General features: G+C 35.4%; 9 protein-coding genes. 6 read left to right on the top strand and 3 right to left on the bottom strand.

Features of this window, described 5'->3' with window-relative positions; genetic code table 11:
• From IE080_RS18820 to IE080_RS18845, 6 genes are all read left to right on the top strand, one after another.
• The coding region (locus IE080_RS18820; RefSeq protein ID WP_229800742.1) for a fibrobacter succinogenes major paralogous domain-containing protein at window positions 1-2,262 on the top strand (2,262 nt) is incomplete at its 5' end.
• Window positions 2,263-2,296: 34 nt separating this feature from the next.
• Window positions 2,297-2,815, top strand: coding sequence for a T9SS type A sorting domain-containing protein (locus tag IE080_RS18825; RefSeq protein ID WP_189586554.1), 519 nt, complete (start codon window positions 2,297-2,299; stop codon window positions 2,813-2,815).
• Window positions 2,816-2,817: 2 nt separating this feature from the next.
• Entirely contained in the window at window positions 2,818-3,915 is a 1,098-nt protein-coding gene (locus IE080_RS18830; protein WP_189586557.1) for a hypothetical protein, read from the top strand.
• 9 nt (window positions 3,916-3,924) lie between these two features.
• Window positions 3,925-7,038, top strand: a complete 3,114-nt coding sequence (locus IE080_RS18835; RefSeq protein ID WP_189586560.1) for a fibrobacter succinogenes major paralogous domain-containing protein — start codon at window positions 3,925-3,927, stop codon at window positions 7,036-7,038.
• Between the two features lie 481 nt (window positions 7,039-7,519).
• Window positions 7,520-9,991, top strand: coding sequence for a fibrobacter succinogenes major paralogous domain-containing protein (locus IE080_RS18840; RefSeq protein ID WP_189586563.1), 2,472 nt, complete (start codon window positions 7,520-7,522; stop codon window positions 9,989-9,991).
• A gap of 88 nt (window positions 9,992-10,079) precedes the next feature.
• Complete coding sequence (locus IE080_RS18845) at window positions 10,080-10,925, top strand: hypothetical protein (RefSeq protein ID WP_189586566.1); 846 nt, start codon at window positions 10,080-10,082, stop codon at window positions 10,923-10,925.
• A 246-nt stretch (window positions 10,926-11,171) separates the two neighbouring features.
• On the opposite strand, the gene IE080_RS18850 is transcribed toward IE080_RS18845, so the two are convergent.
• From IE080_RS18850 to IE080_RS18860, 3 genes are all read right to left on the bottom strand, one after another.
• Window positions 11,172-11,648: a DUF6252 domain-containing protein gene (locus IE080_RS18850; RefSeq protein ID WP_189586569.1), complete on the bottom strand. Its 477-nt coding sequence runs from the start codon at window positions 11,646-11,648 to the stop codon at window positions 11,172-11,174.
• A gap of 108 nt (window positions 11,649-11,756) precedes the next feature.
• Window positions 11,757-12,449 (bottom strand): LytR/AlgR family response regulator transcription factor, encoded by a 693-nt coding sequence (locus IE080_RS18855; protein WP_189586572.1) that lies wholly within the window; start codon window positions 12,447-12,449, stop codon window positions 11,757-11,759.
• Window positions 12,450-12,458: 9 nt separating this feature from the next.
• Entirely contained in the window at window positions 12,459-14,471 is a 2,013-nt protein-coding gene (locus IE080_RS18860; RefSeq protein WP_189586575.1) for a tetratricopeptide repeat protein, read from the bottom strand.
• Window positions 14,472-14,523 lie beyond the last annotated feature (52 nt).

Here is a 14,523-nt window from a genome sequence, read left to right on the forward strand (position 1 = left end):
ATAGGGGCTTACTTTTCATTCATAACAGAAAGAGTAGCTATATTTATTCCTTTCAAACAATTTTCACTAATGGCCGACTTTAGTCGGACACTAGTGATTCAAAATGTAAAAACATTCTGGCAAACTACCACTGATATGTGGAAAAATGGAGGTTTTTGGAAAGGACTTGCAAATACGGATGCTTATTCCAAAAAAAGCACATTTGAATTTAGTTTACAACCAGGTCAAGAAAAAGCATTTGTTTTTACTAATGGTTATTTTGATGATGCTGTTATTGCAATCAATATCATCTATTTAGTAATGGATAATTTAGACAATATTGTATCATCAATCATAGGGAACAGTGCTCTAGATACCGATCTTACTATGGAGTTTCTTAAATATATGGTTAATGAAAATAGATTAAATCTTGTAAACTATAAAATTTGGTTTGATAATCAAAGCTATAATCTAATTCAAGAAGACATTACAAAACAACTAACCAAATGGCTTGATATCAATAAGTTGATTGATCCAAATGAGACTTTTCTATCTAAAACTATTGCCAAAAAAGTAGAGGAGTCAATCTTAAAATCTTTTGACCTTGTAGCAGAGACAATTTTTAAAAAGTTCAAATACTCAATTAAAGCAATCAAAATTGCAAACAACTTAGTTTTATCCTCAAGCCCACGATTTGCTGCTGCAATTCCTATTGATTTTGATAACGATGTTGATTTCCCTCCATATCCAATAAACCCAAACCCAATAATGATTACACTTGCCAACGTCAAGGAATTTACATTTTCTTGGAAAGTTGAAAATCCAGAAATTAAGGGTTTAAGGTACAATATATATTTGGGAACAGAATCTGATAGATTAACATTAATTGCGGAAAACATTTCGAGTACCTCTTTTACATATAAACAACTGCTTCCCAATAGAAGATACTATTGGCAAGTTATCGTTAGAAATGAATCAGGTTATAGAACGAATGGAGCAATTTGGAGTTTTGATAATGGACAGGAAGTAGTGATACCTACAGTATCAACAATAGGTATCAGTAATCTCACCCATATTCAGGCAACCACTGGGGGAGACGTAGTGAGTCAAGGAGGAAGTCCGGTAACTGAAAGAGGAATTTGTTGGAGTACATCGCCAAACCCTACCATTGAAAGTAATACAATTAGCGGTGGCAATGGTACGGGATTTTTTTCAATTACACTTGAAGATCTTCAGCAAGAAACAACCTATTTTGTTCGTGCCTATGCAACGAATTTCTTTGGTACCGGATACGGTGAAGAAATTTCTTTTATAACCCGGGATGAAAGCTTCACCCTTCCTATTGTGATGACAGGTCATGTTATCGATATCCGCTCCAATCAAGTGACTATCATGAATAATTTTGTGAATACGATTAATGATATACCTGTATTGCAAAAAGGCGTTGTTTATAGTACACATTCTAACCTTTCAATTGATACTGACCCGATTTATCCTGCGGGAGATGGTGCAGGAGGTTTTGATGCAACTATCGGTTTTTTAAAACCAAACACCAAATACTATGCAGCAGCATTTGCCATAGCAAACTCCAGCACAGCCTATGGAAATGAAATAAGTTTCACTACCAAAGAAGAATCCACCGCTTCTGGACTTTGGCCTGAAGGCTATGTCCACTGTAACGTTACCCCTACAGAAGTAGTCGATGTCACCAACCCCGTAACAGGAAGAACCTGGATGGATAGAAATCTAGGAGCGAGCCGTGCAGCTAACAGCAGCACAGATGAATTAGCCTATGGAGACCTTTATCAGTGGGGGCGGTTTGCCGACGGGCATCAGTGTAGAAATTCTGGTACAACCTCTATTTTAAGTAGTACAGATCAACCCAATACTAGTAATTTCATTTTAATAAATGATTGGCCACAAAATTGGAGAACTCCAGATAATCCTAATTTATGGCAAGGTGTTAATGGGATAAATAACCCCTGCCCTCTAGACTATAGGTTACCTACAGAGCAAGAATTAAATAATGAGCATAACTCATGGAACAACAAAAATTCATCAGGTACTTTCTCGTCAGCATTAAAGTTACCTTCTTCTGGTATTCGATCCCATGAAAATGGAGGAGGGATTTTTACTGGGGCAGGAGTAGGTGCATTTTGGAGTAGTTCAACTGCAAATGGTAATGGAACTGCAATTGTTTTAGGTTTTAATGCTGTTTCTTCTGGAGTAGATTCTGGCTATCCGCAAGCAAATGGTTTTACGGTACGGTGTATCAAAGATTAATATTTTATCTATTGGAAAAATTAAAAATACTTTTATGAAAAAAATCAATAATCTAGGGCTGTCGATTATATTTTTTCTCTCTTGGCATGTAAACGCCCAAGAGTTGATTGTTACATTAAAAGATAATAATGTAGAATCATTTAATTTATCAGAAGTACGGAGCATAAAATTCGGCAATGAAACCATGGTTTTGAATAGATTAGATGGAACAAGGCGTACTTGGAAAATTAGTGAAATAAACAACTACTCTTTTGATTTAATTTCAAGTATAGGAAAAGTGGAAAATGTTTCATCTGATGAGTTGAGTGTTTTTCCAAACCCAACAACTGACAGGGTTACGATAAAGTATAAGTCAATATCATCTGGACCGATTAGTATAGAGATATATGATTCCAATGGCAGATTAATAAATATACTATTTAGAGAAAATCATAATGAGGTAACAGAAGTTTATTGGAATGCTAAAGGAAGCAATTCAGTTCCGGCTGGAAAATATCTAATTATGGTAGTTACAACAAATAGTCTTCTTACAAAATCTATTATTGTAAAATAAATATGAAAACTTTATACTCATTTGGCTTTTTTTTAATATTTAGCTTTCCAGGGATTGTAAGTGCGCAAATTATCCAAAGTGTAAATAAGTCCTCAAATTCGGTATCCAATCAAATCATTGAAATTGATAGCATCCGATTCAACTCCGATAAAACAAAAATGGAAATCATTTTAAAAAATGGAAGTACAGAAAGTCATGAAATATCTGGAATTAAAGATGTCACCTTCTCAGGAAAATTAATTGGGGAAATTTCATCCTTAAAATGTAATAACTTTGTATTGATTGGATCTTTGGTTCATGGAGTTTCTGCCAATGAAGTTAGTGTAGAAGTAGGCTTCGAAGGTGGAAATGGTGGGCTTTATGAAGAAAAAATATTTACATCTACAGGAATAGAAGGATTAACTGCTAACCTTAAGGCAGGAAAATTATCAGAAGGAAACGGCTCATTAATTTTTAATATCACTGGAACTCCAAGTTCTCATGGTATAGCAAAGTTCAAAATTATTTTTGGTGGTCAAGAATGCTTATTGGAAATAAATATTGTACCAGGGCAGATATCTTTTTTGGAATGTGCCGATGTATTCTTGGAAAATAAATTTATTGAGAGAATTCCAATACCAGATACTAAAGTTGAGATTTTATATAGAGGAGGTAATGGTGGTGTTTTCAAAGAGCAAACTTTTAAATCTACAAAGGTGGAAGGTCTCACAGCCATCCTCAATTCTGGGACTTTTTCTAATGGAGACGGAAGTATTATCTTAAGTATCTCAGGAAGCCCTCTTATTGATGGGAAAGCAATTTTCACCATTGAAGTTAGTGGAATAGTTTGTACTATTGAATTAGAAGTTACAAAGAATATCTACCCAAAAGAAACATTATTTTGTGGTGACATCTATACAGAGATTATAGATGTTATAAATCCAAGAACTGGAAGAGTATGGATGGACCGAAATCTTGGTGCAAGTCAAGCTGCTACCCATATCTCTGACAATTTAGCTTATGGTGATCTGTATCAATGGGGACGTGGTGCTGATGGCCATCAGTGCAGGAATTCAGGAACAACAACTTCTTTAAGTAGTACAGATCAACCCAATCATTAAGATTTTATTTTGAGTTCCTCATGGCCTGACTGGCGTAGCCCACAAAATAACAACTTATGGCAAGGGGTTAATGGTGTCAATAATCCGTGCCCTGAAGGATATAGATTACCTACAGAACAAGAATTTGCTTCTGAAATAGAAACTTGGAATACTAAAAACTCAGCTGGAGCTTTCTCTTCTCCTATAAAACTAGTATCTGCAGGATATAGAAGTTATCAATATGGCCAAACATTAACGATGGGAGAGCGAGGCTATTATTGGACTAGTACAATTTTTCCAAAAAACAATACATTTAATGGAATTACAAATTTAGAGTTTTTTCCTGATCGAGTTGATCCACACGCTGCTAGTATTAGAGGAACTGGAAAATCTGTTAGGTGTATAAAAAATATAGGTACAATAGAATCAATAGATTGTAAAACAAGAATAGTTAATGGTGATTTTATTCAAGGAGTTCCGGTATTTGAAAACTCTATAACAATATCCTATCAAGGAGGAACTGGTGGTGAGTATGGTAAACAGAGTTATAATTCTGAGGGAGTTGAAGGGTTAATCGCTACTTTAGAACCAGGATTTTATAACGTTGGAAATGGAACATTTGTTTTAAATGTTTCTGGAACTCCTTTGGATCTTGGCAATGGATACTTTCAAATTTATATAGGTGGTCAAAAGTGTAAGGTTGAATTCACTGTTCAATGTTTTTCACATTTTCAGCAAACAGAAATAGTAGAAGTAATTAATCCTATTACAGGCAGAGTATGGATGGATAGAAACCTAGGTGCAAGTCAAGTAGCAGCAAGCCCAAACGATCAACTAGCTTTTGGTGATTTGTATCAATGGGGGCGTGGTGATGACGGGCATCAATGTAGGAACTCTCTTACGACTCATATCTTGAGTAGTAGAGACCAACCAGATCATAGTGATTTCATCTTATCTTTTGATAGTCCATACATTTGGAGAAATCCGCATAATTCTAATTTGTGGCTTGGGATAAATGGGGTTAACAATCCTTGTCCAAATAATTTTAGAATTCCAACTTCAAACGAGTTTTTGCAAGAGATCAATAGTTGGACCAACACTGGATTAAGTAGTGGCTTTGATTCACCTCTTAAAACTCCTTTTGCAGGAATAAGGTCTACTAATGATGGAAAAATTAGTTTTGTTGATACACTTGGCACCTACTGGACAAGTACTACATTTCAGGATTTTCCACAAGGAATAATTAGTAATACTTCGATTATTAGCTCAATTAGAGCAGGTGATGGAGTTTCAGTACGCTGTATTAAACATGAAGGTAAAAATATTGAATTTCTAGATTGCAAATCAGCTACAACTCAAGGAAGTTTAATTCAAAGTATCGAGGCAGAAAATGTTACTATAAGTATTTCATATATTAGTAATGGAAAAAATAACTTTGATAGACAGGTTATTAATTCATTTTCAGTAGTTGGACTAACAGCAACATTAGAAGCAGGTACATTTAACAAGGGAAATGGTACCTTAATATACACAATTTCAGGAATCCCAAATTCTCCAGGGACTGCCTATTTTGGAATAGATGTAGATGGATTAAGTTGCATATTAGAAATTGAGGTAGCATGTTTTTCTAATTATTTTGAAACAGAAATAGTTGAAATTACTAATCCGATTACAGGAAAAACCTGGATGGATAGAAACCTTGGGGCTAGTAGAGTAGCATTGGATAGTAAAGACGAATTAGCATATGGAGATCTGTATCAATGGGGACGCAATTCGGATGGGCATCAATGTAGAAACTCTGCTACTACAACAGAAATAAGCCAATCAGACCAGCATTTTGATAATCGATTTGTTTTAGTTTTACCACCACCATTCAGTAATTCAAACTGGATATTTCCTAAAAACGATAGTTTTTGGCAAGGTTTAGAAGGAATCAACAACCCCTGTCCTCTCGGATTTCGTGTACCAAGTATAGGTGATTTCGTTGAAGAAATGAGAAGCTGGGATAGTTATAATTCTTCCTTTGAATCGTCTATCAAACTACCATTAACTGGGTTTAGGTCTTCTGTTAACGGAGCTATTCTGAATAAGGGCTCTTTTGGAGACTATTGGACTAGTGATGTTTTTGTTATTTATTCATTCTACGCAATATTTAACGAAGATATTTCACTTGATGGTTTAGGTCAAAGATCGGACGGATCAGCAGTTAGATGTATAAAAGAGTATATTCCAAAAATTCAATCATTAAATTGCGATTCTGCTGTGAACACAGGAGTGCTTGTTCAGGGAGTATCAACAACAGACGCAAAAATTACAATATCATATTCAGATGGTAACGGAGAGTCATATTTAGGTCAATCGATAAAATCAAGAAATGTAAATGGATTGACGGCGGTTTTAGATGCTGGATCTTTTAATAAAGGAGATGGTGTCCTGGTTTTCAATATTACTGGAATACCAGAAATGATGGGTAATGCAGAGTTTTTTATTACAATAAGTGGCTTTCATTGTGTTTTAACCATGGAAGTTCTTTGCTTTTCCTCGTTTTTTGAAACAGAAGTAGTGGATGTAATTAATCCAATTACAGGTAAAACTTGGATGGACAGAAACCTTGGAGCAAGTCAAGCTGCTACAAGTAGTACTGATGAATTAGCTTATGGTGACCTTTATCAGTGGGGCCGGCTAGCAGATGGGCATCAATGCAGAAATTCTCCAACTACAGCTATATTAAGTAGTAGTCACCAACCTATTCATGGAGACTTCATTTTAACAAATACAAATTTAGATCCATTTGATTGGCAAATTTCTCAAAACCCAAACTTATGGCAGGGCTTGGATGGCATAAACAATCCATGTCCTGATGGTTATCGCTTACCTACAGATACAGAATTGGATGAAGAACGCTTAAGTTGGACAGGTTTAGATGGTATAGTTGGTGGTTTAAACACTCCATTAAGACTACCTGCTGCGGGTGAACGTGGACGCTTTGGGTGGCTCTCTAGTATTGGTATTGTAGGTCGCTATTGGAGCAGTACTGTAAATAATAATTCCCGATCTCTCACCCTTTTCTTTATGAGTAATGGAGCAATTTTAAGTCCTCAGGCTCGAGGTGGTGGAAACTCTGTTCGTTGTATTAAGGATTAACCCCATGGAATATAAAAGCTAATTTATTTTGAAGCCTACTTAAATCAACAAGATGCTTCTAAACGTGAGAAATATTTTAAAATACATTATGGTAGGTTGTTTATCAAAAAAATGGACTTCATTGATAGCCTTTGTTTGCTCTTGGTTGTTTTCTCACAAACCATCCCAGATACATTAACCCAATAGGCTAATCAAACGCTCGAACTTAGAAAGTTGTGAGGGTTTAGAAACCCATAAAATTGCTGAAACCAATGTATTGTAACTGTTAGTCTGTTTAAAATCCCTAAAATAACATCTCTACAAACTTTTTCCACCTTTCTACAAGGCATGGTGAAATTTAATGGTTTCATTCTTTATTTTAATGATGTAATAAGTTGTCTGAAGCACAGACTAAGCATATCTACAACCATTAACCGCTTTTATAAAAAATACATCTAACAAAACTACCTCCAAAGAATCCTATTGTTTGAATTTATTCTTTATGAAATCACTTTATTCTTTGCTTTTACTTGTACTGCTTGCGCTCTTGGTCATGACGGGCTGTATCCGAGAGATGGAACTACCTGGCAGGGCCGATAGGGATTCAGATACTATCCTTCAAGAAAATACCATCGTCTGCACTTCTCAAGAGTCTGAAATTGGTGTGGTTATTTTGGAAGATGACTTATTGGTAATCAATCAAAGCTATCCCTCATTCGCAGATATTCAGGAGGGTTTTGTCCTAGTAAGTGATGAATTCAGCAAAGCTAGATTTGGGTATGCCCTCAAAGTCCAAAATGTTGAAGAAACAGATGGGCAAAAGATACTTACTACTACTCCTGCATCTCTTTTGGATATTTTCGAGCAGGCTGATTTTAAAGTCGATTTGGAGTATATTTCCACAAGTGATGCCATCAATCTTCGTACGGATGGTAGTGACACCTACTTTGAATTTGAAGTAAATAGCGTCATCTATGATCAAGACGGAGACCTTTCAACTACTAATGATCAAATAACCATCAAAGGTATTGCGAAATTCCGAATCAGTAGTCCGTCATTTGAATGGAAAAGAAGAAGGGGCCAATTACATGTGGAAAAAACAAGTTTACTGATGGAAATGGAAGATTTATCCGAATTTCAGATTTCCATAGGTACCAAAGCTGAGGCACGAGTAGATTGGTTTACTTATACCATACCATTTACATTTACTGTTCCTGGATTAGTTGTTCCTATATACTTACCTACCGATATCAAAATAGGAAGTTCGGCGGAAATTGAACTTGACTTGGGTTTAACTGGTGAATTTAAAAGCAATGGGAAGATAAACGCTGGCTTTCTTTACAACGCAGGTTCTCCTGTAACCAATTTGTCTAGTGCATCTTTTGACCCCACGTTTGAATTAAAGAATAAGTTTTTAAGTGTGAGTGTTGCTGCCGCCTTTTATCCTTTTGACGTAAAGGCTGAAATCAAACCCTATCATCTGGAAAAACTAACTGCCACACTCGGAGGAAAAGTAGGAATTGTCGCAGACGCAGAGATATCGACGCAAGCTTTAAGTGTAGATGTATATGTAGGTTCAAAAGTATATGGTGAAATAGAAATAGATTTTCAAAAATGGCTTGGCATCAATACTACTATTACGCATACAAAAGAATTTGAAAAGATAAAACTATGGAGTGAAACCACACCATTTGGTAGCGATGACCCAAAATTACTACCGGTACTAACGACTAGGGCTGTCAGCGAGGTAACCTTTCATCAGGCGATATCAGGAGGAACCATCAGCAGTCAAGGCAGCAGTATGGTTACAGGCAGAGGTGTATGTTGGAGTACCTCCCCTAATCCTACTATCGACAATGATACGACAAGCAATGGTAGTGGACCGGGTTCTTTTACAGCTACGCTTGGCAATCTGCAACCGGAGACTACCTATTTCCTCCGGGCCTATGCTACCAATCTAATCGGCACATCCTATGGCAATGAACTATCATTTACCACTCCCAAAGAAATCATTATTTTACCCACCGTTCTAACTGGTTCTATCCAAAATATTTCAACTACTGATGCAAGAATAATTAATAATATTATATCCAACACAACAAACTCATTTATCCTTCAACGGGGGATAGTATATAGCACAAATCCAAACCCTACTACAGAAAAAGATATGCTCATTTTTGCAGGAACTGGAACCGGTTCCTTTGATGCTACACTTACTGACCTGAAGCCCAAAACACGCTATTATGTGAAGGCCTTTGCCATAGCAAGTAACGGGACGGCTTATGGGAATGAAATAAGTTTCACTACCAAAGAAGAATCCATGGCTTCTGGACTTTGGCCTGAAGGATATGTCCACTGTAATGATACTCCTACAGAAGTGGTCGACGTCACCAACCCCGTAACAGGAAGAACTTGGATGGATAGAAATCTAGGAGCGAGCCGTGCGGCTAACAGCAGCACAGATGAATTAGCCTATGGAGACCTCTACCAATGGGGTCGTGGTCCGGATGGGCATCAGTGTAGGAATTCTCGGACTACGACGGAATTAAGTAGCTTTAATCAAGTTGGACATGGTGATTTCATTATTTCAACTAGTGGAGCTAATTTCAATTGGCGTAGAATAGGTTCGACTACAGAAAGTTTATTGACTTATGAAAATATGTGGCAAGGAATAAATGATAAAAACAACCCTTGTCCCGAAGGTTTTCGTTTGCCTTCAGAAAACGAGCTTCAGGTAGAAATAAATAGTTGGGTAAAAAATATACCGAATTTTGGCTCAATACTTAAACTGACTTTTTCTGGTGCTCGTGCTCCGGATTATGATGAAATAATAGATGATGAAGATATTGGTATTTACTGGAGTAGTACAACGCATGTTCATCGTTCAAGAGCTTTATTTATAAATAAAGATGAATTTGGAATAGCAAATAGCCACCGAGGAGCTGGATTATCAGTTAGGTGCATAAAAAATTAGGTAGAATCAATACAAAACTTAATGATTTCATATAATACATAAATCAATCTTTAATAAATTATTATACAATCACTTACACTGTAACACTATGACAAAATTAGTTACTTTCAAAAGTTTAGGTTTAACCTTCCTGATGATGTTTTCCTTGTACGCAGCATCAGTTGCACAGGATGTAATATTCAAAAAAAATGAAGAGGTGATTACAGCACAGGTAGTCGAAGTCCTCGAAGACCGAATTAAATACAAAAAATGGGATAATTTAGATGGACCTGTTTACAATCTCTTAAAGTCCGAAATCCTATTGATTAAGTATCAGAATGGATATTCAGAATCATTTGAAGGTGAAGAGTCCTCCAAGTCCACCACTGTTAATAAAGGTACACCCAAAGCCTCATCCGTAGCCAGAGAAAAAAGTTCTTCAATATCCAGTTCAGGCGTTGATACCTCTGATGGCTTTTTTGCGCTCAATGGAAATTATCTTGGGGTCGCAGTTGGACCTGGTGTATTACTTGGGTCTGCCGGATATAATGTACGAATTCCTTACCTTAGTATCCGCTTTGATCGGGTACTCAAAGAAGTTGGAGAAAAGGGTTTTTTAAGTGCTGGTGGATTTGGTGCCTATCAAGCTTATGGTATTGATCTTGGTGCTCTTGGCGATATTTCACAAAGTGTTTTTGTAATCGGGGCCGGAGGTGCCTATCATTATAATTTCACAGATCGTCTCAGTGTGGTTTCAGGTCTCCGATTTGTTTATTTTGGCTACAATACATCTTCCACGAGCAATAACATGGGCAATTTTGGTCTGAGTGTCAATGGTACCGGCTTCGACTTTTATGGATCCATTTATTATGGGCTTTCATCAAAAGGAGCCGTGTTTTTGGAAGCCGGTTCAGGCTTATCCTATGTGAATGTGGGGTATTCCATTGTGTTTTAGTACTTCACTCCTTCTAATTTGTTAGTGAACCGAGCCCCAAGTTTTGGAGCTCGGTTTTTTCTTTTAGACCTTGTTTAATTTACTCCAAATCCATTAAATGAAAGTTGGTGATTGCCAGCCGTTCTATTAGAGTTGACTCTTAATATTTTTCAAAATTAAAAAATACGGACCTAAAATATAAAACTAGGCTCATTATGAAGAAAAACTTAATTTAGTCGAAATAGAGTATTAAAAAATTTTTAAAAGTTAATTCAATCCCCTACATCTAAATTTTCCTTCGGTAATGTTTTTAGTTGCATTTGAATAGAGGTCTTTCCCAACAAATTCAAAGGTCCCTTCCACAATTTTTTTATTGGGGTCATAGGCTGTAATTGTTATCCTTCCATTAGGGTTGTGTATCGTTGCATAACTGGCATCATCTTTAAAATATTGTCCTGCCACTATTACTTCATCTGTTTGTTGCATTATATAATTTTGCAACCGTATATCACTAGGGAAAATAGTCAGTGTAATACCTTCTATTCCATTAATTTTAGTCGATTGAATATTAAAAGATACCATATCGACATACGTACAAAACAATTCACCCTTAACTTCAAATAGCTCTCCATCTATTTTTGCCCGCATAAAAAAACCGTCTGGATTAGAGTCTTCCGACCAGCATCCAGAAATGAAGAAAGCAGTAACTAAAATCAAACAAAATCCTCTTAAGAAACTTTTCATATTATCTATTTTAACTCCCTATGTGAAAAATAAAGTTTTAAATTTTCCGAAAATCCAAAACCTTGTAAAAGGCCAAAAAAGGTTTGTAAAAACTTTCCATTAGTATAATTATGTAATTACGATGCCGTTCTTTACCACAAAGTCAATTTCTTTCAATGGGCTATTGATTGGGAAAGACTTTAGGTACATTTTTTGATTTTTTGTTTTTTGTATGTGCTTCCTATTGACGATGTAACTTCGCTGCACGCGTAAAAAGTCCATGCTCAAAAAGTCCTCCATTTCTTTTAAGTTTTTGGAAAACCGGTACATTTCATTATTTGTAGTAAATAAATGGGAATAGGTACCCTGGGCCTCAATAAACAAAATATCGTCGTATTTTATAAAATGCTCGCCATCCTTATTTCGGATTAGTAGCGTATCATTGGCTTTGCGATATCGTTTTTCAAAAAGTGCCAACGCTTCTTTTACTTTATCCATGGTATAGGGCTTAGCTATAAAATCTATAGCATCAATTTTAAAGGAATGTATAGCATAATCTTTTTTTACTGAGTTTACAATAATGCACGGGACTTGCAGTTCAGATTGCTCAATTAAAGGAATCAGATCAAATCCAGACTCTTGATTCAACTCAATATCCAAAAAAACCACCTCGGGTTTGTAGCTTTGTATAAGCTGAATAGCTTCATTTAAACATAAAGCAATTCCCTTACATTCATAATTAGACAGTCTGTCAATAAAATACCGCAAGTCTTCGGCAAGATTAGGTATATCTTCAACAATAATGTACTTGTATTTTCTCATAAAAAGTGATCAGCTGTAGTTATAATTCTTAGGTATAAAAACCTTTACTAAAACACCATTAGGAGTATTCGTATCAATTTCAATTCTTGCTTTGTCTTTATTTTTGAGATTAAGCTTATTGAAAATAGTTTGATAAGTACCCGTACCGATCCCTGAATAAAAACTTCCATTCATAAGTCCCCTTCCATTATCCTTAACCCAAATGTGAATATACTCTGACTCTTCAAAAAGCCTTATCTCTATTTTACCTTCAATCCCTTTTAACCCATGTTTGATGGCATTTGCAGCCAAATTCCTCAACAATAATCTCGGAACCAAAAAATCATCACTTGTTAGTTGATTAGAAATTTCAAACTCAAATTTCGGGTAAACAATCTCCTGTTGATAAATAAGATACTTTTTAAGATTTTCTATTTCAGTATTGACATCAGAAGTGAATTCCTTATGATTTAAAACAATGGTAGTAACATCCCACAAATTGATTAATTGATTGTATAATTTCTCATCTTTCCTTAACACATTTCTGCTGACTGATTGAATGAAATTGCTCAGTTCATGGGGATCTAATTGTTGATTAAGTGTTTGCAATTCCATTTCATTGATACTGTTATGTAGATTGCTTAATTCAAACGCTAATTGCTTTTCTTTTTCCTTTTGCTTGCTGCTATAAAAAAATAACCCACCACTCGCAGAAATCATTACAGCAATTAACCCAAATAGCGTCCAATTCCGTTTGACTTTTTCTGCTTCCAGCTGTAGCTCCTGAGTTTCTATTTGAGCTTCTTTTTGTGCGATTTCAAATTTTATTTCGCTTGCGATAATGGCGTTTTGTCTTTCCTCATTCAAATACTCATTTACTGAAGATCTATATTGAGTGAGGGTGTTTTTTATGTCAATAAAATCATCCTGAGCAACCATATAATCCAAAAGTACCCCAAGTGCATTCCTCTTATCTCGTAAAAATCCATTTTTACTAAAACTGTCAATAGCATCTAATATCCATTCCTTTCCTTTTTCATAATTGCCTAGTAAAACTTCCACTTCCCCAAGATTAAATTGTGTTTGAAACAAGTAGTAGTTTTTTCCGTCTGCCTCATGTAGTTCCAAAGCTTTTACAAAAAAATCCTTAGCTTTTTCTAATTCATCTTGTTTCAAACTAATTTTCCCATAAAGTTGGTACACATTTCCCAAATTGAAGGTAAGTCCATTATCATTGAGCATTGTAAATGATTGATCTAAAAAGCTTGAAGCTGCTTCTATTGAGTCAACTTTGAAAAAATTCTCTGCCAAATTTAAGAGTATGGTAGCTTCAGCTATTAAGTAATCAGCCTTTCTGATCTCCTCCAGACTTTTTTTATTATACAATATACTTTTCTCTAACTGCTCTAAGTTATCATACACAGAAGCTATACTGTTATAACTAATGGCTGTTGAAATATGGTCTCCATTGCGTTCATTAATATTCAAGGATTCAAACAAATATTCCAGCGCTTCATTATAAACCCCCATTTGATTGTAACAATCCCCCAGCCCACCATAGATACTTGAAAAGAAAAAGTCCAAATTGTCATCATCGAGTTCAGAGAGGATCTCTAATGAGGATTTATATAGATTGATTGCCTCTTTTATATTTCCTTGATTTAAATTGATTTGTGCCAAAGAAGATATGTATACACCTTCATTTTTTTTCAGTCCTCCCTTTTTTGAAAATTCAATGGCCTTTAAATAACTTTCTTCCGCTTTAAAAAAATCACTTTCCAACAAATAACAGTTAGCTAGGGTATTATACGCTCTTGACTTATAATCATAATCAGATGATTTTGATTTTTTAAGCAATAAATCTGCATAATACCTAGCTTTTTCTGAGTTGCTATGTTCATACGATTGGGCAAGTCTGGATATAACCTCTAAATTATTGGGACTATTTTCTAAAACACGTAATAAACTGTCTTGAGAAAACATCCCGAATGATGTAAAACCGAAACCTATCCAAATAAAAACTAAAAGGCTTATCTTTTTCATTTTCGAAAGCAAAAATTGTTAGGATTGATATTAATTAAATAATATTTATAAT

It is taken from the genome of Mongoliitalea lutea, assembly GCF_014652135.1.
GTDB lineage: Bacteria > Bacteroidota > Bacteroidia > Cytophagales > Cyclobacteriaceae > Mongoliitalea > Mongoliitalea lutea.

Excerpts from the sequence above, each read along its gene's own strand:
- IE080_RS18825 (WP_189586554.1), top strand. The coding sequence starts at position 2,297 with ATGAAAAAAATCAATAATCTAGGGCTGTCGATTATATTTTTTCTCTCT.
- IE080_RS18830 (WP_189586557.1), top strand. The coding sequence starts at position 2,818 with ATGAAAACTTTATACTCATTTGGCTTTTTTTTAATATTTAGCTTTCCA.
- IE080_RS18840 (WP_189586563.1), top strand. The coding sequence starts at position 7,520 with ATGAAATCACTTTATTCTTTGCTTTTACTTGTACTGCTTGCGCTCTTG.
- IE080_RS18845 (WP_189586566.1), top strand. The coding sequence starts at position 10,080 with ATGACAAAATTAGTTACTTTCAAAAGTTTAGGTTTAACCTTCCTGATG.
- IE080_RS18850 (WP_189586569.1), bottom strand. The coding sequence starts at position 11,648 with ATGAAAAGTTTCTTAAGAGGATTTTGTTTGATTTTAGTTACTGCTTTC.
- IE080_RS18855 (WP_189586572.1), bottom strand. The coding sequence starts at position 12,449 with ATGAGAAAATACAAGTACATTATTGTTGAAGATATACCTAATCTTGCC.
- IE080_RS18860 (WP_189586575.1), bottom strand. The coding sequence starts at position 14,471 with ATGAAAAAGATAAGCCTTTTAGTTTTTATTTGGATAGGTTTCGGTTTT.